The 19,843-nt window shown below is 64.3% G+C and carries 19 protein-coding genes, 1 tRNA gene and 1 pseudogene; 15 read left to right on the forward strand and 6 right to left on the reverse strand.

All coding sequences use genetic code 11. The features are described 5' to 3' along the window. Positions 1-50: 50 nt before the first annotated feature. From NZM16_RS11750 to NZM16_RS11760, 3 genes are all read right to left on the reverse strand, one after another. Positions 51-1,352 (reverse strand): dihydrolipoamide acetyltransferase family protein, encoded by a 1,302-nt coding sequence (locus NZM16_RS11750; protein WP_295480537.1) that lies wholly within the window; start codon positions 1,350-1,352, stop codon positions 51-53. A 178-nt stretch (positions 1,353-1,530) separates the two neighbouring features. Then, positions 1,531-3,588 (reverse strand): pyruvate dehydrogenase (acetyl-transferring) E1 component subunit alpha, encoded by a 2,058-nt coding sequence (pdhA, locus tag NZM16_RS11755; protein ID WP_295447927.1) that lies wholly within the window; start codon positions 3,586-3,588, stop codon positions 1,531-1,533. Further along, on the reverse strand, positions 3,581-4,537 hold the full coding sequence (locus NZM16_RS11760) for a sugar-binding transcriptional regulator (RefSeq protein ID WP_295447930.1): 957 nt from the start codon (positions 4,535-4,537) through the stop codon (positions 3,581-3,583). Before NZM16_RS11760 ends, pdhA begins: the two co-directional genes overlap by 8 nt. Positions 4,538-4,598: 61 nt before the next feature. Here NZM16_RS11760 and NZM16_RS11765 point away from each other — a divergent pair, with 61 nt between their 5' ends. Further along, positions 4,599-4,934, forward strand: coding sequence for a ribbon-helix-helix protein, CopG family (locus tag NZM16_RS11765; protein WP_295480539.1), 336 nt, complete (start codon positions 4,599-4,601; stop codon positions 4,932-4,934). After that, positions 4,931-5,329 (forward strand): PIN domain-containing protein, encoded by a 399-nt coding sequence (locus NZM16_RS11770; RefSeq protein ID WP_295480541.1) that lies wholly within the window; start codon positions 4,931-4,933, stop codon positions 5,327-5,329. Before NZM16_RS11765 ends, NZM16_RS11770 begins: the two co-directional genes overlap by 4 nt. Positions 5,330-5,376: 47 nt before the next feature. Here NZM16_RS11770 and NZM16_RS11775 read toward each other — a convergent pair whose 3' ends face one another. The 3 genes from NZM16_RS11775 to NZM16_RS11785 form a co-directional block, all read right to left on the reverse strand. Further along, the gene (locus tag NZM16_RS11775; protein ID WP_295447938.1) at positions 5,377-7,689 is read right to left on the reverse strand and encodes a GAF domain-containing sensor histidine kinase; all 2,313 of its coding nucleotides are present in this window, start codon (positions 7,687-7,689) and stop codon (positions 5,377-5,379) included. A gap of 43 nt (positions 7,690-7,732) precedes the next feature. Further along, positions 7,733-9,088: an ATP-binding protein gene (locus NZM16_RS11780; RefSeq protein ID WP_295447941.1), complete on the reverse strand. Its 1,356-nt coding sequence runs from the start codon at positions 9,086-9,088 to the stop codon at positions 7,733-7,735. Between the two features lie 260 nt (positions 9,089-9,348). Next, a complete protein-coding gene (locus NZM16_RS11785) occupies positions 9,349-10,782 on the reverse strand; it encodes a LysM peptidoglycan-binding domain-containing protein (RefSeq protein WP_295447943.1) in 1,434 nt (477 codons plus the stop codon). Positions 10,783-10,991: 209 nt separating this feature from the next. Here NZM16_RS11785 and NZM16_RS11790 point away from each other — a divergent pair, with 209 nt between their 5' ends. The 13 genes and pseudogenes from NZM16_RS11790 to NZM16_RS11850 all read left to right on the forward strand — a co-directional run. Then, positions 10,992-11,984: a P1 family peptidase gene (locus NZM16_RS11790; protein ID WP_295480543.1), complete on the forward strand. Its 993-nt coding sequence runs from the start codon at positions 10,992-10,994 to the stop codon at positions 11,982-11,984. A gap of 198 nt (positions 11,985-12,182) precedes the next feature. Further along, positions 12,183-12,530 carry a hypothetical protein gene (locus NZM16_RS11795; protein ID WP_295447946.1) on the forward strand — a complete coding sequence of 116 codons (348 nt, stop codon included), beginning with the start codon at positions 12,183-12,185 and terminating at the stop codon, positions 12,528-12,530. A 163-nt stretch (positions 12,531-12,693) separates the two neighbouring features. Next, positions 12,694-12,768 (forward strand) — tRNA-Gln (locus NZM16_RS11800). A 176-nt stretch (positions 12,769-12,944) separates the two neighbouring features. Then, positions 12,945-13,277, forward strand: coding sequence for a 50S ribosomal protein L21 (gene rplU, locus NZM16_RS11805; protein ID WP_295447948.1), 333 nt, complete (start codon positions 12,945-12,947; stop codon positions 13,275-13,277). Between the two features lie 12 nt (positions 13,278-13,289). After that, complete coding sequence (gene rpmA, locus NZM16_RS11810) at positions 13,290-13,586, forward strand: 50S ribosomal protein L27 (protein WP_295447951.1); 297 nt, start codon at positions 13,290-13,292, stop codon at positions 13,584-13,586. Next, positions 13,583-13,789: pseudogene (gene rpmE / locus NZM16_RS11815) on the forward strand (50S ribosomal protein L31); the annotation flags it as partial. The gene rpmA and the pseudogene rpmE, both read left to right, overlap by 4 nt. 333 nt (positions 13,790-14,122) lie before the next feature. After that, on the forward strand, positions 14,123-14,698 hold the full coding sequence (locus NZM16_RS11820; RefSeq protein ID WP_295447954.1) for a thymidine kinase: 576 nt from the start codon (positions 14,123-14,125) through the stop codon (positions 14,696-14,698). Between the two features lie 393 nt (positions 14,699-15,091). Beyond that, a complete protein-coding gene (locus tag NZM16_RS11825) occupies positions 15,092-15,301 on the forward strand; it encodes a hypothetical protein (protein ID WP_295452445.1) in 210 nt (69 codons plus the stop codon). 328 nt (positions 15,302-15,629) lie between these two features. After that, positions 15,630-16,148: a hypothetical protein gene (locus NZM16_RS11830; protein ID WP_295452448.1), complete on the forward strand. Its 519-nt coding sequence runs from the start codon at positions 15,630-15,632 to the stop codon at positions 16,146-16,148. Positions 16,149-16,382: 234 nt separating this feature from the next. Then, positions 16,383-16,586 carry a CDGSH iron-sulfur domain-containing protein gene (locus NZM16_RS11835; protein ID WP_295452451.1) on the forward strand — a complete coding sequence of 68 codons (204 nt, stop codon included), beginning with the start codon at positions 16,383-16,385 and terminating at the stop codon, positions 16,584-16,586. Positions 16,587-16,818: 232 nt separating this feature from the next. Beyond that, complete coding sequence (gene trxA / locus NZM16_RS11840; RefSeq protein WP_295452453.1) at positions 16,819-17,163, forward strand: thioredoxin; 345 nt, start codon at positions 16,819-16,821, stop codon at positions 17,161-17,163. Positions 17,164-17,378: 215 nt separating this feature from the next. Continuing rightward, the gene (locus NZM16_RS11845) at positions 17,379-17,996 is read left to right on the forward strand and encodes a hypothetical protein (protein WP_295480545.1); all 618 of its coding nucleotides are present in this window, start codon (positions 17,379-17,381) and stop codon (positions 17,994-17,996) included. A gap of 403 nt (positions 17,997-18,399) precedes the next feature. Continuing rightward, a partial coding sequence (locus tag NZM16_RS11850; protein WP_295480547.1) for an oligosaccharide flippase family protein occupies positions 18,400-19,843 on the forward strand: 1,444 nt, incomplete at its 3' end.

Genomic DNA, 19,843 nt, shown 5'->3' on the forward strand with positions numbered 1-19,843 from the left:
TCGGGGTCGCTATAGGAGCCTCCCGATTGCCTTCCGCCACTGCCTTCCCCCTACCCCAGCAGGATCCCCGGCCGCTCCAGGGCCATGCGCAGATCATCCAAGAACCGCGCCGCCTGGACACCGTCCACGATGCGATGATCGGCGGTGAGGGTGAAGGTGGCCATCGAGCGGACCTCCACTCGATCCCCCTCTTCAACCACTGGCCGCTTGGCCACCCGCCCAACGGCCAGGATGGCCGCCTGGGGCGGGTTCAGGATCGCTGTGAAGCGATCCACGCCATACATCCCCAGGTTGGAGAGGGTGAAGGTCCCACCCTGAAGATCCTCCGGCCGAAGCCGCCCTTCCCGCGCCCGGGTTGCCTTCTCCTCCAGCGCGCGGGCGATCTCGATCAGGCCCTTCCGATCCGCCCCGGGCACCACCGGCACCACCAGGCCCTCCGGCACCGCCACCGCCACCCCGATGTTCACCTCCTCCCACTCCAGGATCTCCTCTCCCTCCAGGGTCGCATTCAGCGAGGGGTGCCGCCGCAGGGCCCACGCACAGGCCCGGATCAGGAGAGCCGTTAGGGTCACCCGAACCCCTTCCTCCCGCTCCGCCCAGGCGGAAAGATCCTCCACCATCGCTAAGGTCCGGCCCATCTCCACATCCACGCTCACGGTGAACTGGGGCGCCTCGCGGACGCTGCGGAGCATCCGTTCGGCGATGGCCCGTCGCATCCCCGTGAGCGGCACCCGACGGCGAAGGGCCGGGCGAGGAAGCGCCTCCGCTTCCGCAGCCCGAGGGATCGCTTCGGCAGCCCGCAACACGTCTGCCGATTGGATCCGGCCTCCTGGGCCTGTTCCCTTCACCTCGCGCAGATCCACTCCCAGCTCCCGGGCCAGCCGGCGGGCGGCCGGGACAGCCCTCACTGCCCCCTTGGGAGCTTCTTCCATCCTCTGTCGGGCCAGATACATCTCCACATCGGCCTTCGTCACCCGCCCACCCGGGCCGGTGCCGAGCACTGCAGCCAGGTCCACGCCGTGGGCCTGAGCCAGCCGCTCCGCCAGCGGCGTCGCCCGCGGCGTGCCCGGCGAGGGCGCCGGGGAGGGGGTCGGCGCCGCCGTCCAGACCTCGCCGGGCAACAGGATGAAGGCGATAGGCTGCCCGATGGGCACCACCTCCCCCGGCCCAACCCGGATCCCCACCAGCGTCCCGCTGGCCGGCGCCTCTACCTCCATGGCCACCTTGTCGGTCTCCACCTCCAGGATCGCCTCGCCTTTCGCAACGGCGTCCCCTTCCTGCTTCAACCAGCGGAGGACTTTCCCGCTCTCCTGGGCCATCTCGAATTTCGGCATAATCACCGGCACCGGCATCCTAACCCCCTCCTATCGATCCACCACCGGGACTACCTGCCCCGGGCAGAACCCGCGGCATGAACGGTTCGATGAGATCCCCTCCCCTTTCATCTCTCTTCCCCAGCTTCCGCCGGGGAAGAGGGGATGAACACCGGGGTTGGCCGAATATCGGCTGGGACCCGCCGGTCCTCCTCCATTAGAGCTCCAGCCGCGCCAGCCGTCGGGCCGCCTCGACGATGTCTTCCACCTGGGGCACTGCCGCGCGCTCCAAGCGAGGGTGATAGGGAATGGGGACATCCGCCCCGCCGAGCCGAACGATCGGGGCTTCCAGATAGGCGAAGGCCTCACTTTGAGCGATGTGAGCGGCCAGCTCTCCGCCGAAACCGCCCAGGAGCGGCGCTTCGTGCACGATCAGCAACTTCCCCGTCTTCTTGACCGAGGCGATCACAGTCTCCGCGTCATACGGCTTCAGCGTGCGCAGATCGATGACCTCCGCCTCGATCCCTTCCATGGCCAGCCGTTCCGCCGCCTCTATGGCGCGCAGCACCATCAGAGAGTAAGCCACGATCGTCAGGTCCCGGCCGGCCCGCCGCACGACCGCGCGTCCCAGAGGCACGACATACGGCGCCTCCGGCACCGCCCCTCGGGTCCGGTAGAGCAGCTTGTGCTCCACGAAGATCACCGGGTTCTCATCGGCCAGTGCCGCCAGCAGCAGCCCCTTGGCATCATAGGGGGTGGCCGGCGCCACCACCTTCAACCCAGGCACATGCACGAACCACGCCTCCAGGCTCTCGGAATGCTGGGCCGCCGCGCCGGTTCCGGATCCCCCCGGGAGCCGCAATATTAGGGGCACCCGGGCCTTCCCGCCGAACATATAGCGCACCTTGGCCGCCTGGAGGACCGTCTGTTCCATCGCCAGGGTCACGAAATCCATAAACTGCATCTCCACGATGGGCCGCATCCCGGTCAGCGCCGCGCCCAACCCGGCCCCGACAATGGTGTTCTCCGAGATCGGCGTATCCCGCACCCGTTCCGGCCCGAATCGGTCGATTAACCCCTGGGTGACCCCGAACGCTCCGCCGTATACGCCGACATCCTCTCCCATCAGGAAGACCCGTTCGTCGGCCGCCATGGCCTGGGCCATCGCCTCCCGCAGGGCCTCCGCATAGGAGAGCTCTCGCGTTCCAGGGGGCGGCTCCACCGCCGTCTCCGGCCCGAAGGTCCGCCGGATCCAGAAGGGCGGCATCGAGGGGTCCTCCGCATAGACGCCCTCGGTCAGCTGCGTCACGGCTGGCTCCGGATCCCCCTCGGCGGCCCGCAGGGCCTCCTCGATCGCCTGCCGGGCCCGCGCCTCCAGCGCTGCCGCTTCCGTTTCGGAGAGCCAGCCCTGAGCGATCAATTCGTCCCGGAACCGGACGATCGGGTCGCGGGCCATCCAGGCCTGCACCTCCTCCTTCGCGCGATAGACCTGCCGATCGCTTTTCGAGTGTCCCTTATAGCGATACGTGATGGCCTCGATCAGCGTGGGGCCTTCTCCTCGCCGGGCCCGCTCGACCGCCCCTCGCACCGCCCGGTAGACGGCCCGCACGTCCATACCGTCCACGGCCTCCCCCGGGATCCCATAGGCCGCCGCCCGATCCGCCACCCGGGGAACGGCCATCGCCTTGTGGATCGGCATGGACATCGCGTATTGATTGTTCTCGCAGAGGAAGACCACCGGCAGCCGCCAGATGGCGGCCATGTTCAGCCCCTCGTGGAAATTCCCGTGATTGGCCGCTCCGTCTCCGAAGAAGCACAGCACCACCCGATCCTGCCCCTGCAGTCGGATGCTCAAGCCCGCGCCCACCGCGATGGGGATCCCCCCAGCGACGATCCCGTTGGCGCCCAGGTTCCCCCGTTCCAGATCCGCCAGATGCATCGACCCGCCCCGGCCCCGGCACACGCCGGTTTCCTTCCCCAGCAGCTCCGCCAGCATGGCCCGGATGTCCTGTCCCTTGGCGATGGCGTGGCCATGGCCCCGATGGGTCGAGGTGATGTAATCGTCCGGCCGGAGCGCAGCGATCGCCCCCACCGCTACCGCCTCCTGGCCGATGGAAAGATGCATCGTGCCGTGCATCTTCCCCGCGGCGTAAAGTTGCTCCACCGTCTCTTCGAAGGCCCGGATGAGATACATCTGATAAAGCCAGTCGAGCAACCGTTCCCGGGGAAGATCGATCCCGATTTCCGAGGCGGATATCATGGATGCCTCACGCATGAACCATTGCTCCTTCCAGGGTTAACACCGCAGCGGCGGCCTCGGCATCGGTGACCAGCACATCGACATAGCCACCGCGCAGGGCCGCTCGGATGGCCGGCGCCTTGGCGACGCCACCCGCCACCGCGATCACCGTAGGGATCCGACGCAATGCCTCCGGCTCGAGGCCCACGACGCGCCGGTTCAGCGGAAGATCCAGAAGGTTTCCCTCCCCATCCAGCGCCCGGGCCAGCACATCCCCCACCGCCCCGGCCGCTCGCAACGCCTCCAGCTCGGCCTCGGTGAGGTAACCCGCCCGCCGCAGGCTCGAAAGCCGGGGATCTACCGAGCCGATCCCGATCAGCGCCACGTGCACCTGGCGGGCCACGGCCAGCGTCTCCGCGATGGCGCGCTCTTGTTGCAACGCCTGCGCCACGGCTTCGCTTTCCACCAGCAATGGAGCGTGCAGATGTCGGACCGAAGCCTCTAGCTTCTCCGCCAGCCAGCGCGCGAGCTCCGGTCCGTCGATCATCGGATCGCCGGACCCCAGGGCGCCGATGATCTGGATCACCTGGGCCCCCCTCACCGGGAGCTCGGGCATCGCCCGAACGACCTCGTAGACCGCTGTGCCCCAGCTCACCCCAATCCGGACGCCCGGACGCAGCTGCTCCTGCAGCCCACGAGCCCCCAGCTCCCCCAGGCGACGCAGGAGCAGGCGCGAGTCCAATGGCGGATCGGCGAGGACGCGGGCTTCTCGAAGGGGGAAGACGCTTTGCAGCGCTTTCGCCAGCTGAGGATCCGTTTTGAGGGGATGGCGGATTCGGACTTCCACCAGGCCGCGGGCGCGAGCCTCCTTGAGGTAGCGGGAGACCATCGAGCGCGAGCACCCCAGCCGTCGGGCGATCGCCGCCTGATCCAGTCCGTCCTCATAATACCAGGACGCAATCTCGGCCAGCCGCTCGTCGTCCATCGGGGTTCACAAATGTGAATTCGAAATCAACTTTTTCAAAAACGATTGTAAAAGCAACGCGATGCGTTGTCAAGGGGTGAACCGCAAAGGGAAAGAGGAGAGGGCAAGAGCACAGACGCTAACGGAAGGACGGTGCATTCGGCGGGCTGTCCGGAAAGTCGGAGGCCTCCTGAGATTTTGCAATTATCGCGCGTTGAAAGAACTGGCGGCGCGTCAGAAAGTGTCGGTGGCGGCGTTGATCCGCCGGGCGGTGCGAGAATGGCTGGAGACTTCCGCCGGGGTTTCCGATATCGAACGTCGGCGGCGAGCCCTGGCGGTCATCGGCCAGTTCCGCTCCGGCCTGTCGGATGTTTCAGAACGCCATGATGACTATCTGGCAGAGGCATATGGCGAATGATGCTCTTTGTGGATACCTCGGCCATCTATGCGCTGCTGGATGCGGGGGATCGCTATCATCCGTATGCGAAGACGGTATGGTTGGAGTGGATGGAACAACCCGTCACTCTGGTTTGCTCGAATTACGTTTTCCTGGAGAGCGTTGCGCTGATCCAACGGCAGTTGGGGGTGGAAGCCGCGCTGCGCTTTATCACCGAAATGGCCCCGGCCTTTCGGATTTTATGGATTCGGCCCAGCATCCACCGGGCGGCTGTCAGCGCTTTCCTGGCCGCTCGCCGCCCGGATATCAGTCTGGTGGACTATACCAGTTTTGAGTTGATGCGCCGGTTGGGCATCCGCATCGCCTTCACCTTCGACTGCCATTTTGCAGAACAGGGATTTGAGGTAGTGCCATAGAGAGATCTCATCTCGAAGGATCCGTGTCCGGTGAAAAATGACACCAGTCAAACCCGCTGGTTGAGGATTTCCTGTCCGGTCTCCATGGAGCGGGGGATCACCGGAAGCCAGATGTAGAACGTGCTGCCGGGGCATCGGGTCTCATCGTAGCCGGGGCTCTCCACCCAGATCCGCCCGCCATGGGCCTCGATGATCCCCCGGGCGATCGGCAGCCCCAGCCCCGGGCCCGCCCCCTTGAACTTCACCGAGCCCGTGGAGTGCAGTTCGATCGGCCCCACTCGGTAAAACTTCTCAAAGATCAGCGCCTGATCCTCGATGTCGATCCCGATCCCCGTATCCTGCACCGCGATCTCCACATACGCCGATCCTCCCGCTTCCTCCGGGGGAACGGATCGGGCGCGGATCGTGATGGTCCCCCCGTCCGGCGTGAACTTAATGGCGTTCTGCACAATGTGCCGCAGGGCCTGCACCAGGCGGGTGAGATCCCCGTAGATCACGGGGAGCGCATCCGGCGCCTCTATGATCAGGTTCTGACGCCGTTCCGCGATCGCCCCTTCCAGGGGCTCCACCGCCATGCGGATCAGGGTGGGGATCTGAATGGAGATCGGATAGATCGAAAGGGCCTCCGCATCGATCTGAGAGATGTCCAGCATCGCGCTGACGATCTCCTCCAGGCGCAGGGCGGAGCGGCGAAGCCCCTGGAGGATGCGCTCCATGGTTCCGTCGGCTTCCCGCTGCTCCCCCAGGGTCTCCGCCAGCAAATCCGCATAGCCGCGGATGTGGGTCAAGGGAGTCCGCAGTTCATGGGAGGCGATCTCAATGAAGTGGGTTTTGGCCCGGTCCAGTTTCTCCAGCCGCCGGGCGGTCCGCGCCAGATCCTCGTTCAGCTCCGCCAGGCGGATATTCAGACGCCGCAGATCCTCCACCAGGCGGATGTTCTGTAGCACCGTTGCCGTCTGCTCCGCGATCGAGGCCAGGAGATCCACTTCCGCTGGACTGTAAGCCGCTACGCCGCCCCGCGCTCCCAGAGCCAGGCAGCCCAGCAATACGGCTTGAGACCGGATAGGGATGAAGAGCTCCACGCCCAGGCCCTGGAGCCAGCGCCGCTCCTCCGGGCTCCCCTTCTGAAAGGCCATCCCGAAGTCGATCTGATACTGGGTGAGCGGACGGCCTTCCTGCCATGCGCGCAGGATGAGGCTATCGGGGGCAAACCGGCCCGGCTCCGATGGGGCCTCCCCCAGGCCCGCGATCGCCCGAGCCTCCACCCAGCCGCCCGGCTGATCGTCGAACAGCAGCAACAGCCCTCGCCGAAGCCCGAAGGCCTCCTGTAACACCGCGAAGGCGACCTGGGCGACCCGCTGGACGTCGAGCAGGTTGCTGATGGATTGGGCATACCGGCGGACCAGCGCGGCGGGCTCCTCCACGGAGGGCATCAGGCGGCGCCGGAGCCATCCCTGGAGCGGCCGGCCGATGAGCATGGCCATCAACGCACTCCCCCAAGCGGCTAAGGCGAGCTCGACCCCCGTGGGGATGAGCTCCAGACGACCCTCTCGCACGAACCGGAACCCGGCCAGGGTGCCCCCGATCAGCCCCCCCTCCAGGATCCAGCCGAGCGTGAAGATCAGAAGCGCCCGTCCCGCCCGCTGCAGAGAGGGCAGTTCGGAAAAACGGGAGAGCGCAACGATCAGGCCCATCCCGGTGGCCCGGATGACCCACCCCAGCATGATCCAATCCGCCCGGGACGTCCACGCCAGGCTCTCCCCCAGCGTGATCAGCAGCGCGCCTAAAAGCCCATAAGCCAGCCGGTTCCGATGAAGCGGTCGGGTGGTATGCCGATAGGCCCATCCCAGCCCTCCCAGGCCGATCGCCGTAGCGATCCCCCAGAGCCCCTCCCGAATCCCCCAGGAGGCCAGGATGGGATCGCCAGGCCATCGAACGGACTGCCACCAGGCCAGCAATTCCCTCCCGGTCTCCGGGCGGTAAGGAAGCGCGGCCGCGATCAGCGCGATCCCTCCCGCCAAGCCGATCCCCACCTTAGCATACGAGGGAAGGGAACGCCCCAGGAAGGACCCGATCCACCACCAAGCCGCGAAGGGGAGGAACGACAGGAGAAGACCGGCGAGGTTCCAGGCCGTGAATCGCACCAGGGGAGGACTTCCTTCCCAGACCGCGATCGCCCATAGCCCCTGCCACAACAGCCCCAAGCCCCCATAGAGAGCGATCCCCGCCAGAGGACCAATGGACGGCCCTCTCAGCCTCCACCCGAGAAGCAGGCCATACATCCCCGCAAGCCCCAGGGCCAGGATCCCCCCCAGGGGGATCCCGCCGATCACTGGAAACGGCGGCGACCAGTTAACCATATTGTTATCCCAAATCCGATTTGGGAAATCTGGGGATAAAATCTCACTTGAGGATATAATACGTCCCGCGTTTCTCCCCGATCTTCAGAAGGATCCCTCGCTGAACGAGGTCCGCCAGATCCAGCCGGAGCGTCTCCGGGGAGACCCCCGGGCACAGCTGCTGGTATTCCCGGTTGGTGATGCGCCCATGCTCCCGGATGTATTGCAACGCCTTCAACTGGCGCTCGTTCATCCGGGGCTCCCCCATCGGAACGGGCGCGCGTTCCTGCCGGTTGTAAAGGATCACGGTGAAGGAATAGGGCTGGGCGATGAACTTCGGCTGGGGATGGCCGGCCCGGATCATCTCCTCGATCATCCGATCGATCCCCAGGCCCAGCTCCTCGATGTATCCCCAGTAGAACAGCCCGGAGACGATGCGAGGATTGCGGGAGTAATGCTCATCGACGATGTTGTCCAGGGTGATATGCCCTGGCAGCCCCCCGGGGCTGCTCACCTCCAGGCGATCGGCGAACTTGCGGATCTCAATTCGACGGCCCCGCAACCGATAGTCCCGATGGCAGACCGCGTTGACGATCGCCTCCCGCACCGCGAAGGGAGGATACTCCGGCCGCTCCTCCCGTTCCAGACCCCGCACCACGGCCCCCACCTGCATCTCATCCCACACGACCTTCCAGGCCTGCTCGATGATCCGCGCCAGGGGACCGCCGATCTCCTCCCGGCGCGCATATCCGGGCAATCCCTCCTCGCCATGCGGGGTCGTGCCGGGATATTTCACAAAAACCACTCCGCTCTGGGGGAGGAACCGCTGGGGCTGTTTGCCGAACAACAGGATCCCGGCTACGGTAGGCCGTCCATCCGGAGTCAGGGCCCCGATCTCCACCAGCAACTCCTCCACCGTCCCGACGATCGGCCGGCGCTGACGGGCTTCCCGCTTGCCGAGATATTCCTGGATCACCGCCTCGTCCAGATCGGCTTGGGCGGCCCCAGGCACGGCCTCCGCCTCATAGTCCCCGATGGATTTGGTCGCCGCCAGCTGCTGGATCTCCCGCCCCTCCAACGGGCGGTTTTCCGCGCCCCGCCGGATCAGGACCCGACCGTCATCCAGGCTGTGGAGCTCCGGGCTGCGGGGGACGTGGAGAAAGACGATGGTTCTTCCATCCACCTCATTCTGCTCCCATCGGGACGGGACGGGGGGCCGGCAACGGAGCAGAGCCTGTCGGAGGGCATCCTCCACCTCCTCCGGATCTACCCCGATGGCTCTGCCCTCCGGATCCATCCCGATCACTAAGACGCCGCCGTCGGTGTTCGCGAAGGCCACCAGTGTCTCGGCGATCTCCGAGGGGTCCGGGCTCCTTAAAAACGCCTGCAATACCCCAGGCCTGCGGAGAGTCTCCCTCATGAAACGCCCCCTTCCGCCAGAAGAACGCCTATGCCCATTATACTGGGAGCCAGGACGTCGGGCGTCCGATCGGCCTCCGCCCTGCTTCATTGCAATCCCGGTCGTGGTTCGCTGCGGACGGATAGGGGACGGGCCGTCCATGGCCTCTCCGCGAGCCCGAAGGGCCTGGCGGAGAGGCATCGCGTGTAAGATGAGGATGGCGAGGTGGGTAGCTTCTGTAGCCTCTCCGCATCATCTCCTCCCACTTCCCATCCGCCCCATTATGGAGCCCGGATTCCGTTCCGGGGCTCGTCCTTACAGGCGCAGGCGCTCTTCCGCTCCTCTCCTCGAACCAGCACGCCCTCGTAGAGGGTGAAGCTGGGAAGGGCCTCCCATTCCCCCAAGCGGAAGGGGCGCCCGGCCTCGATGGGCACCCACTCGCCGTTCAGGCGGCGGGCCAGATGGACATGGGTCGCGTCGGCGAACCCTCCTTCACAGGAAGGATGCCCCAGGGGATCTCCTGCCCGGACCCGAGCGCCGGGTGGGATTCGCCCCTCGGCGGCAATGTGAAGGTAGACCATCACCCATCCGGTCTCCTCCCGCCCGTCCCCATCCGTATCCAGCACCACCAGGCCTTCCCCTGTTCGGGCCACCACGCCATCGGCGACCGCCCGCACCCAGTAGCGAGAGGGCACACATCCGTCCACATCCGGCGGCGCGAAATCCAGGGCGCCCCACGCTGCGCCGTTCCCCCACCCCCCATGCGGCCCGCCGGTGAAATACCACAGCTCCCCATCGCCCCAGGGCAGCCGCCAGATCGGCTCGGCAGGCGGCGATGGGATCGGTTCCGAGCGGAACGGTTCTCCAAACAGCGCGCGGTAGATGGCCGGGAATCCACCCGGCCCCATGGCCCCGATCCAGGCCTCCAGGGGAAGCACCGCCGCCAGAAAGGCCTGCACCGCTGCCGTCCCGGCATTCAGTCCATCGGCCACCCGAACCCGCCGTCCATCCGCGAAACGCACCGTCCACATATGGCGTCCCTTGAAACCGTAATACCCATCGTTGAGGCGATCAGCGGCCCAGTTCAGCTGTCGGTAGAGCCCTTCGTAGCCTGGCCTTTCCCATCCCATCGGATAAAGCCGGGCTCGCTCATCGGGAGGCTCCCCGCGCACCCATCGGCTTTGCATCTCCAGCAAGGCCAGCAACACACGAGGGCCCACGCTGTGATTCCGGGCCACTTCCTCCAGGATCTCCGCCCCGCTTAACGTCCGCCCTCCAACGGTCTCCCGATAACGGCTCAGATAGCCTCCGAACCGACGGATGGTCTCCGAGATGGAGAAATCCAGATACGCCGGGCCATACACCAGCTCCGAATCCGGGATCAGTTTCCCGGCGGGGCCCTGCTCCTGAACCCCCAACGGGATCCACAGGGGTTGTCCGATCATCAACCGCCGGGGATCGACGCCGGGGTTCATCGCCAGGATGGCCTCGACGGTCGTCTGGAATTGCTGCGCCAGGCCGATTAAAGTATCCCCAGCCTGCACCAGGTAAAGCTCCCGATCCGGGCGCACACCGCTTCGGGGGGGATCCGGGGTGGGCGTCTGAGAAACCACAGGCCGGGCGGGAGACCGCGGCTCAGGGATCTCCGTTGGAGGAAGCGGCTCCCGGATCATCGGTCGGGCGCACGCGATCAGGACGATCATCCCCCAGCCCATCAGGTTTCTCGCGAGCCGCCGCGCCCTGGGGAAAAAGCGCGAACGTTTAGCGCTGAAGGGAGGCATGCGGAAAGTTCCCAAATCCCGATAATGGCGTAGCATAGAGGAGAGCGCTCGATCGAAGGCGGCCTGCCCCTCCAGCCGTCGGGATCTTAAAACCCATCCGGATCCAAGGGGCTGGCCCATGAATTTTATCATCGGGAGGGAAGATGCCGCTCCGCCATCTCGCAATCACAGATGTGCCAGGCATCCGGGTAGGTCACGCTCAGGATCTGCAGGCCCTCACTGGAGTCACCGTGGTGCTCTGTGAGATGGGTGCCGTCGCCGGGATGGACCAGCGTGGCGGCGCGCCGGGGACCCGCGAGACAGATGCCTTGCGCCCCATGCACCTGGTTCAGGAGGTGCACGCGGTGGTGCTGGCCGGCGGCAGCGCCTTCGGCCTGGACGCCGCTTCGGGGGTGATGCGCTATCTGGAAGAACGCGGGGTGGGATTCGAGACCCCAGGCGGACGAGTGCCCATCGTCCCCGCTGCGATCCTTTATGACCTCGGGATCGGGGATCCCCGCGTCCGTCCGGACGCGGCGATGGGTTACGCCGCATGCCTGGCCGCGACCGATGGGCCGGTGCCCGAAGGGAACGTGGGAGCAGGAACCGGCGCGACAGTAGGCAAAATCCTCGGAATGCAATACGCCATGAAGGGAGGGATCGGCACTGCCTGCCTGGAGATCGGGGACGGGATTTTGGTCGGCGCGCTGGTGGCCGTGAACGCCCTCGGCGACGTGGTGGATCCCCACACGGGGGCGATCCTGGCCGGTGCCCGACGTCCGGACGGCCAGGGGTTCGCCGATACGATGACCGTCCTGCGGATCCTGGCCGGTCAGGTCTCGCTGAGCTTCCGCCGGCGGATCCCCGAAAGCACGGTGATCGGCGTGGTCGCCACGAACGCCATATTGACCAAGGAGGAAGCGAACAAGGTGGCGCAGATGGCCCACAACGGCCTTGCCCGCACCATCCGCCCGGCCCATACCATGCTGGACGGCGATATGATTTTCGCACTGGCAACGGGCGAAAAGGAGGCCGATGTCAGCATCGTGGGAGCCTTCGCGGCGGAGGCCGTGGCCGAGGCCGTTATCCGCGCGATCCAGGCAGCGGAAGGCGTCGCCGGAATCCCTGCCTGGCGGGATCTGGAATGGAAAAGGTGAGGAAGCACAACCGAATTTGGAGGACATCCCATAGGGGCGGGCGCGAGGACCGGTCCTATGGGAGGTCCTGTCGATTGAGAATGATTCAGACGCGATTACAAAACCAGATTTTGGGCAAACGGACAGCATGATATCTTGATTGGTTGTCTGTATGCCCCATGGGGGCATCCTGTTTGGAACCGGGAAAGGAGCGCGGAGATGTCTCGCTTCTATCGGGGTGGAATGCAGATCCTTGGGCTGACTGGGATAGCGGTAGGACTGGCCGTGGTGCTCAGCGGGATTCAGGGGGGCATCACCTTCCATCGGATCTCGGACGGCCTGTTCTGGATCGGCCTGGTCTATTTCCTCATCGCGGCGTTCCCGGCGATCGCGGAGATGGGCGGCAACATGGCCGCGCCATGGCAGGCGATGCGGGAACAGCGGCCGCTGACGGAAGTTCTCCATGATCAACGGGCACGCTACGCGCCCTGGATGGCTGTGACGTGGCGTTTCGGCCTGGCCGCTCTTCTCTGCCTGGCCATCGGCCTGGCGTTGGGCCTCCTGTGAAGGATATGCCCGGTGAGGTAGGGCCAAACCCTTTTCAACGGCCCTGCCCCAGGATTCCCTTCCCGCCCTTTGAAGGGAACAGGACCCCGGAAGAGAGCCTGGCCAACAAGGGGGAGCGGGCTTGACCGAAAAAGCGGGCCCCGTGTAAAATGAAGAACGGCCCTGCGGGGTGGTGTAAGGGGCAACACACCGGACTCTGGATCCGGGTATGGAGGTTCGAGTCCTCCCCCCGCAGCCAGCGGAAAGGGCCGCCCGGGGCGGCCCTTTCTTTACATAACCTGGCCTGTGGCCTTCCCTCCACCGAAGGCTGGAGCGGCCATCTGGAATGACTTCCCCAGCCTGAGGCGAGAGGAGGACGGGCGTCTCCGACGCTCCCCTCTTCGGAAAACGCAGCGATCCACAGGAGGTCTCATCGTGTTTGCGGTGATCGAAATCGGCGGGCATCAATATCGCGTGAAAGTGGGCGATCAGATCCAGGTCGAGAAGCTCCCTCTCCAGCCCGGCGCTTCGCTGGAGATCGACCGGGTCCTTATGGTCGGGGAAGGAGAACGGGTTCGGATCGGCCAGCCGGTCCTTCCGGAGGCCCGGGTGCGGGCGACCGTGCTGGGGCAGGTAAAGGGAGAGAAAATCATCGTCTTCAAATACCGACCGGGCGCCAAGCGCTATCGGCGTAAGCAGGGCCATCGCCAGACTTACACGGTCCTGCGGATTGAGGCGATCGAAACCGGCGCCCTGGCATCTGCATGACAGGAGGCAACCATGGCCCACAAGAAGGGTGGCGGCGCCAGCCGCAATGGACGGGATAGCGAGTCCAAACGCCGCGGTGTGAAGCGGTTCGATGGCCAGTTCGTGCGGGCCGGAAATATCCTGGTCCGGCAGTGCGGCACCCGGATTTACCCTGGCCAGAATGTGGGGATGGGCCGGGATTATACCCTCTTCGCCCTGATCGACGGGTATGTGCGTTTCGAGTTCATGCGCGGCGGCCGCAAACGGGTGAGCGTGTATCCAGAGCCGGTCCGCCCGAATGGCGCATCGCAAAATGGAGGTGATGCATGAAGCCGGGGATTCATCCCGCATGGTATCCCAACGCTCAAGTGATCTGCGCCTGCGGCAACACCTGGACCACCGGCGCGACAGTGCCGGTGATCCGGACGGATGTGTGTTCGAAATGTCATCCGTTCTTTACCGGCGAGCAACGGATCGTCGACAAAGAGGGCCAGGTGGATCGCTTCATGCGGCGTCTGAGCGCCCGCGATGAGGCCTACCTGAAGACGCGAGCGGAGCGGGCGCAGCGTCGCAAGCGCAAGGAAACAGTGATCGAGGTCGTCGAGGAGCCGGAGGAGATCCTCGAGACTCTGGAGGAGGGTGAGAGCGAATAGAGCGATGCGGGCGGGTCCGAAAGGGCCCGCTCGCATTGTTTTAACCTAATAGGAGCGACGCCGTTCGTTTCCTCATCCTCAGGGGGGCTTGGGGGGCAAAGCGGAGCGCCTTCGAGTCCAGCTCCGTCCCCGAAGAAAGCTTTTATCCCTCTCCCTATGGCCCGCCGTCCTATGCCCGAAAATCCGAAGCCATCGTTCTAGAAGGGAGGCGGCATGGACTCCGCGCGGACAGGCTGGGTGGAAGTGATCTGCGGTTGCATGTTCAGCGGCAAAACCGAGGAGCTGATCCGCCGGCTCCGCCGCGCCCAGATCGCCCGCCAGCAAGTTCAGGTTTTTAAACCCTTGATCGACACCCGCTATGGGACCGAGAGGATCCGCTCCCATAACGGCATGGACATCGAGGCTATCCCTGTTTCCCACGCCCGAGCGATCCTGGAGCACCTCCTTCCCGGGACCACCGTGGTGGGGATCGATGAGGCCCAGTTCTTTGATTGGGAGATCGCGGATGTGGTTCAGGAACTGGCAGATCGGGGGATCCGCGTCATCGTGGCCGGCCTGGATATGGACTTCCGGGGCGAGCCGTTCGGGCCGATGCCGCTTTTAATGGCCCAGGCGGAGCAGGTGGATAAACTCCATGCGATCTGTGTGGTATGCGGGGCGCCCGCTACCCGGACCCAGCGGCTCATCAATGGAAGGCCCGCTCGCTATGACGATCCAGTCATCCTGGTGGGAGGAAGCGAAACTTACGAAGCTCGCTGCCGCCGTTGTCACGTGGTTCCTCGGGATTAAATAAGGATGGGCGGGGCCGCCCAAGGCGGCCCCACCCTAAAAATACCATAGGAGTTGCTCAGTGCTTTGTCCATTTTTCGTTTGGGGGGTTTCGGGGGCGGTGCGGGGGGCCATGGCCTTCCAGACGGGCTTCGATTCCCTTCCTTTCCTTAAACCCCCAGCTGATAACTGGACAAAGCACCAGTGCTTTGTCCGGCTATCAACCGGGGATTTGAGGAACTGAAACCAGTCCGGAAGAATAGCCCCTTCCCCTTTCTTCCCTCCCTCTCCTTGCGGCCCTCCGGGCAATGGGGAGGGAGAAGAAAAGATCTTCGCTCTAATCCCTCAGCGATTTAGCGGGATTGAGTTATTATAGGAGGCAACGCGACAACGAATCGCTGAGGAGGACGAACGGTGCGCCGTGAGGAACGATGGTTGTTGTTGGGGGGAGCTCTGGGCGCTTTGTTCGGGGTGCTGGCCGCTTATCTCTACGTGCGGGCCCGTCATGAGCGCGGAGGAAGCGCGCGACTATCCCCAGCCGCTCTGGTCCAGAGCGCTGTCACGCTGGTCACGCTGTTGCGTCAGATCGTCGAGCTGGCGGAGGGAAAGAGTCGCCGGCCGTGATCCTGAAGAAAACCTGTCTCTCGGAGCTGGCCCCCGAAGGCCCGCTATGAATTGCCGGTCCCACATCCGGGGAGGTGAAGAGGTGGGCAGAGCCATCCTTGGCAGCTCTGTCCTCTCCCCAGTATCCGGATGAGATCGTGGATGACAGGCGTTACGCCGTTGGAAGTCGATCGGGCGAGGTGGAAGGGCCCCACCTCCTGCGTTCCCTCTCTCACGCCCCTTCAAGCCGTGGGGAGGGGAGAATTCAGAGGCCTCCCGAGGAAGCAAACCGTAGGCTCCGGTGATGATGGGCTGAGCTTCAGACTCCCTTGCGCGAATGGGGGTTCCTATGGATGAGATCCTGGAGCGCGTGAAAGCGAACCGCCCCGCTCTGGAGCGATGGCTTCGGCTTCTGCCCGGTTATGCCGGATACAAAGAAAAAGAGCAGCGGCGGGATGCGGATCGGATCCTCCGGGAAGCGATCCGTCGCCGGCTTCTGGGGATCGCCGATCGGCTCCTGGGGCTTCAGCGCGAGCTCGCCGATCGCGATCTCTCCCATGCGGACGAGCTGGATCGCGCGGTTCGTCGGATCCAGACGCTGGCGGATCAAATCGGGGTGGCGCGCTATGGCTACGCCGGCTTCTTCGACGCCATCCGCATTCAGGAAGGAGAGCTCGAGGCGCTTTACCGATTTGATGCGGATCTCTTTCAGAAGGCTGAGGAACTGCAAGAGAATGTGGATGCCCTGGATCAGGCCCTTCGTGGAAATAGCGAGCTCCTCGTCGCTCTTCGCTCGCTGGAAAGTCGGATTCAGGAACTCCAGCGAGCCTGGGAGGGGCGGATGGAAATCCTCCTTCGTGCCGCATGACTCTGGCGCGCCTGGAGAGGCGCCTTCCCGGATGGCTTGTGGGCTTTGGGTTCTTGGGGCAGGCAGGGCCGCCTTCGACAACCCTGGCCGCCCTAAGGATATTCTTCGTTGGAAAAGCCCCTCGCATACAGTGAAGTCCACCCGCCTCTTCGTAGCGCATTTTTTTGACGCCATGCGGCCCATCGCATAGACTCAAAACGTCTTATCGAAGCTACCCTCCGGAGGGTCATGGGTATGGCCGAGCATGAGACTACGTGGGGGGATCATCCGCGGACAACAGTGCGGGTTCGGCCCGGAGAACGGGTGACCATGTGTCGTTGTTTTCAATCGCGCAACTTCCCTTTCTGTGACGGCTCGCATCGGGAAGTCCCCGGGCGTGGGCCGGTGACGATCATTGTTCTCCAGGAAGAGCCATCCGGCCCGACCGGGATGGTTTGATCCTGAGCCAGCAGCGGAATGGATCGCTTGGCCGCCGCTCTTCCGGTGGCTTTCAGGGACAGAGAAGGCCACCGAGGGCTGTGGTCGTTTCTTCTCTCTTTATGCGTTACGCAGTGGAGGGGCCAATTGGGCAAGGTGGAAAGTCCCCACCTCTCAGTATCCCCTCTCTCCACGGCCCCCTTGGATGTGAAGGGGAATAAAAATCCCTTGTTATTTTAAGGAGGAATCCGCGATGAGCGAACACAAGGTCGTGATCACGGCGCATAACTTTGATCAGGAAGTCCTGCGCTCCGATAAGCCGATCCTGGTGGACTTCTGGGCCGAGTGGTGCGGGCCGTGCAAGGCCCTGGAGCCCATCGTGGACCAGATCGCTCGGGAATACGCTCAGGTTCTGAAAGTGGGCAAGCTGAATGTGGACGACTATCCGGAGCTTGCCATGCGCTATGGGGTGATGGGGATTCCCACCCTCATCCTGTTTAAGGAGGGGCGCGAGGTTGCCCGCATCGTCGGATATCAGCCCCGGGAGCGTTTGCTTCGCCAGATCCTCCCTCATCTTCAACCCCAGCCCCAACGTTAACGTTCATCTCATTCACCCCTTGAGCGCGCGATCTGGGTTCCAGTAATTCCCTTAGGAGTTACGCCGTTCGCCTCCCCTCAAGAAACCTTCCATCCCCTGCCCACGGCCCCTTGGGCCGTGGGCAGGGGAGAGCAGGGGAGATTAGGAGCATCCCGCCTCGCCCGGCAGGCCCCAACGGCGCAACTCCTACCCTTTAAGAACTTGGGATGGGCGTCATGAAGCGATGGATCGGATGGAGCGTCTGGAGCAGCTGGCTTCTCTTGACCGCCTGTGGGTCCCTTTGGGGCCCTAACCGTCCGCCTGCTGTCGAACCGGCCAGGGACATCCCCGTGGTGACAGAGGGACCTTCGCCCACCGTGACGGTGGAGCCCTTCGTCCTGACCCCCACTATCCCCTCTATGGCTCCGGGGGAATCCTATCCCTCTCCGTCCGTTACCCCTTCGCCGGAGGCCTGCGCGCCGACTCCCCCGGATGCCCTGGGGCCGTTCTATAAGCCCGGCGCTCCAGTGCGCGATCGCGTGGGGCAGGGGCATGTGTTGCGCGGCGTGGTTCGGTCCAGCGCGGACTGCGCTCCGATCGCGGGGGCGCAAATTGAGTTCTGGCTCGCGGGACCGGATGGCCGGTATGCGGATGCGTATCGGGCCACCGTGTTCGCTGGGCCGGATGGAACGTATCGTTTCGAGAGCCACTTCCCACCCGCCTACAGCGGTCGTCCCCCTCACATTCACATCCGGGTCACCGCCCCGGGTTACCAGACGCTGGTGACTCAGTATTATCCTCAGCCAGGCCAGACCGATGGGATCCTTGATCTGGTCCTGATCCCAACCCGGTGATCCCCTCCGGCGCCTTCAAGGGGGTTCCTCCTCCAATCCGCCCTGCTGGCGGCGGGCTTTCGCTGTGCTGTCCGGTGACCCGCTCGGGGGAGGACACCGCAGCCAGAGCCATCTCGCCTATGATGATTTGCCGATTCCTCTCCCGCTCAATCGGGAGATAGGCTGAGAAAAGGGAGATCGGTCAGACCGGCGCTGTTTCTTCTATTCGGCGATTCTCCCGCCGCCCCTACAGCTAAGGGTTCATGATCTGTTCCCACCCTCGATCTCTCCATCTTCGGCTGCGAGGCAGGGTAGGGGAACAGGAAAGGCCCGCTTATCCTGGGTCTGCGTCTGCGGGGGTTCGAGCGTATACAATCGGAGAGAGGGAGCGCCCGAAACGTCTCGAAGGTGGGAAGGAGCGCCTGTGGAGCGAGCAACATCGGAGGAGCCTCTGGCCTATCGGGCGGTGCGGGGCGGGCTGTGGGTGGCCCTGAGCGCCTACTGGACGTTAGCTTTTGGGTTCGTGGCCAACATCCTCCTGACCCGCATGCTGGCGCCGGAGGCTTTCGGGACCTTCGCCCTGGCGATGTTTTTCGCTCAGCTCTTCCGGATCCAGACTAAGCTGAGGCTGGGGTATGCCTTCGGACAGCATCCGGAGACCACCGGGGAATCCCTGGGGACCTACGCGGTTCTGGAGGGGGCGGCCGCGTTGGGGGGCTTGGTGCTGATGGGGATGATGGTTCCCGTGTTACGCGCGCTGGGTTACGGCGAGCAGGTAGTGATGGCGGCCCTCGTTCTCTCCTTCGCTGCTTTTCTGGAGGGCATCGCGAGCATCGCCGGGACCTTGCTGGAGAAGGAGCTTCGGTTTGGGGCGACCAGTCTGTATCAGAGCCTGGTTTTCCCTCTCTCATACCTTCCCGCCTTCTGGCTGGCGCTTCACGGGGGCGGGGTGTGGAGCCTGGTGGCGCAGACGACTGTCTACAGCTTTCTTTTATTGGGCCTGCTGGTGATTGCGCGCCAAGGGATGCCCCATTTGTGGAGGGCGCGCTGGGGGTTTCGCCGGGATCTGGCCCTCTCGTTTCTGCGCTTTGGGGGTGCCGCTGGCCTGTGGCTGATGGCCGGGACGCTGTTCGCGCAGCTCGACAACTTTCTGATCGGCACCTTTGTGGGCGTGACGGTCCTGGGCTATTATGATCGGGCCTATCGGATCGCCCAGTGGCCGGCTTTGGTCTTTAACGCTGTGCTGGCGCGCACGGTCTTCTACACGTATGCTCGTTTGCAGGGGGATCGAGAGCGACTGGAGAAGATGATGGCTATGATCACCTGGGCGATCGGGATGATCGCCAGCCCGCTGGCGCTGGCCATCCTGCTGACTGCCCGGGAGATCGTTCTGCTTCTCTATGGAGAGCGCTGGCTGCCCAGTGTGGTCTTTCTTCAGATCTTGATCGCCTTTTTTGTAGTGCGGCCTCATCTGGAGCATGCCGGGGTCCTGCTCAACGCAACGGGAAAGCCCGGGCGGGCGGCCGTATTGCAGTGGATTCAGGTAGGGGTTTTGGGGATTGCCGGGGTGCCATTGACGCTGCAATGGGGCGCGCTGGGCACGTGCGGGGCGGTAGGGCTGGCGCTGGCGATCGGATGGGTTCTGGCGTGGTTCTTTCTCCGACGCGATCTGCAGTTAGATGGGCTGCAAGCCCTCGAGCTGTGGCGAATGGCAGTTGTTCTGCTGACAGCTATTTTGCTTGTGCTTTTGCTGTCCGATCTTTTAGAGCCCTTTTCCTTGGACGCATGGGCGTCTGCTGTCCTGAAATTTGTTGGAGTCTTCATTTGCTTTTACGCGGTTATGCTTGCTATCGATCCATCGACTATGC

It is taken from the genome of Thermoflexus sp. (assembly GCF_025055495.1).
GTDB lineage: Bacteria > Chloroflexota > Anaerolineae > Thermoflexales > Thermoflexaceae > Thermoflexus.

Bases quoted from the DNA above. Each gene is read 5' to 3' on its own strand.
- NZM16_RS11820 (WP_295447954.1), top strand. From the start codon at position 14,123: ATGGACTCCGCGCGGACAGGCTGGGTGGAAGTGATCTGCGGTTGCATG.
- NZM16_RS11785 (WP_295447943.1), bottom strand. From the start codon at position 10,782: ATGGGCTGGGGGATGATCGTCCTGATCGCGTGCGCCCGACCGATGATC.
- NZM16_RS11750 (WP_295480537.1), bottom strand. From the start codon at position 1,352: ATGCCGGTGCCGGTGATTATGCCGAAATTCGAGATGGCCCAGGAGAGC.
- NZM16_RS11780 (WP_295447941.1), bottom strand. From the start codon at position 9,088: ATGAGGGAGACTCTCCGCAGGCCTGGGGTATTGCAGGCGTTTTTAAGG.
- trxA (WP_295452453.1), top strand. From the start codon at position 16,819: ATGAGCGAACACAAGGTCGTGATCACGGCGCATAACTTTGATCAGGAA.
- pdhA (WP_295447927.1), bottom strand. From the start codon at position 3,588: ATGCGTGAGGCATCCATGATATCCGCCTCGGAAATCGGGATCGATCTT.
- NZM16_RS11770 (WP_295480541.1), top strand. From the start codon at position 4,931: ATGATGCTCTTTGTGGATACCTCGGCCATCTATGCGCTGCTGGATGCG.
- rpmA (WP_295447951.1), top strand. From the start codon at position 13,290: ATGGCCCACAAGAAGGGTGGCGGCGCCAGCCGCAATGGACGGGATAGC.
- NZM16_RS11795 (WP_295447946.1), top strand. From the start codon at position 12,183: ATGTCTCGCTTCTATCGGGGTGGAATGCAGATCCTTGGGCTGACTGGG.
- NZM16_RS11835 (WP_295452451.1), top strand. From the start codon at position 16,383: ATGGCCGAGCATGAGACTACGTGGGGGGATCATCCGCGGACAACAGTG.
- NZM16_RS11765 (WP_295480539.1), top strand. From the start codon at position 4,599: ATGCGTTGTCAAGGGGTGAACCGCAAAGGGAAAGAGGAGAGGGCAAGA.
- NZM16_RS11845 (WP_295480545.1), top strand. From the start codon at position 17,379: ATGAAGCGATGGATCGGATGGAGCGTCTGGAGCAGCTGGCTTCTCTTG.
- NZM16_RS11760 (WP_295447930.1), bottom strand. From the start codon at position 4,537: ATGGACGACGAGCGGCTGGCCGAGATTGCGTCCTGGTATTATGAGGAC.
- NZM16_RS11775 (WP_295447938.1), bottom strand. From the start codon at position 7,689: ATGGTTAACTGGTCGCCGCCGTTTCCAGTGATCGGCGGGATCCCCCTG.
- NZM16_RS11830 (WP_295452448.1), top strand. From the start codon at position 15,630: ATGGATGAGATCCTGGAGCGCGTGAAAGCGAACCGCCCCGCTCTGGAG.
- NZM16_RS11790 (WP_295480543.1), top strand. From the start codon at position 10,992: ATGCCGCTCCGCCATCTCGCAATCACAGATGTGCCAGGCATCCGGGTA.